This is a genomic window from Micromonospora echinofusca (assembly GCF_017614955.1).
In the GTDB taxonomy this organism is placed as follows: Bacteria; Actinomycetota; Actinomycetes; order Mycobacteriales; family Micromonosporaceae; genus Micromonospora; species Micromonospora echinofusca_A.
Genome location: NZ_WVUH01000691.1, coordinates 1 through 883 on the forward strand (window position 1 = coordinate 1; position 883 = coordinate 883).

1 protein-coding gene is annotated in these 883 nt (G+C 70.8%); it reads right to left on the reverse strand.

Annotated elements, in window-relative coordinates; genetic code table 11:
- Positions 1-220: 220 nt before the first annotated feature.
- Positions 221-883: hypothetical protein (locus GSF22_RS33920; protein WP_244454622.1), on the reverse strand; the 663-nt coding region annotated here is incomplete at its 5' end.

Consider the following 883-nt stretch of genomic DNA (forward strand, 5'->3'; position numbering starts at 1 on the left):
GGCTGACCCTGCCACCAGCCGCCCGCCGAGGCACCACTGGCTGACTCCGCCACCGGACGCCCGCCGAGGCACCACCGGCTGACCCCGCCACCAGGCGCAAACCGAGGAACACCACCCAGCCCGTCACCCGAAAACGATCATGGAGTTGTGGTGGGGACGAAAGACCCCGTACGGGGCCCGTCCGGGCACCACAACTCCATGATCAACGAGGAGGGGGCGGTCAGAGGTACTTTTCGGCCTCGTCGCAGACCTTGTCCAGGTCCTTGATCGCGGCGTTGTACGCCGTCCGGTTGTTCGCCGCCGCCGCGCTGAGCGCCGTGGTCAGCTTGTCCAGGCACTTGGCGATGACCTGCTTCTGCCGCGCCTGCTCGTCCCGGTCGTTCTTCGTACCGGTCAGGTCCTGCTGGGTGGCTTCCAGCTTGTCCTTGGCCGACTGGAGATCGGTCTTGAGCTTCTCGATCTCCTTGGTGTTCGCGCCGATCGTCGTGTCGCGCTCCTTGACCTGGGCGGTGAGCTGCCGTTCGGTCCGCTCCAGTTCGTTGCTCTTCGACAGGTACAGCCCGGTCATCACGCCACCGAGCACGAAGAGCAGGCCGGCGACGATGCCCAGGATCAACGCGGTACGGCCCTTGCCCGCGCCACCGGTCGCCGGTGCGCCGTAGGCAGCCGCAGGCGGGCCGGACATCGGCTCACCGAACGGCGCCCCGGACATCGGGGCACCCGGGTACCCGGGCTGCGCCGGCACCGGCGCCCCGGAGACCGGCCCGCCGGGCGGGGCGGACTGCGGCGCGCCGTACATCGGCTGGGTCGGCGGGGACGACTGCGGGACGCCGTACCCCGGCGGGGCGGACTGCGGCGCGCCGTAGAGGGGCTGCGTGGGGGG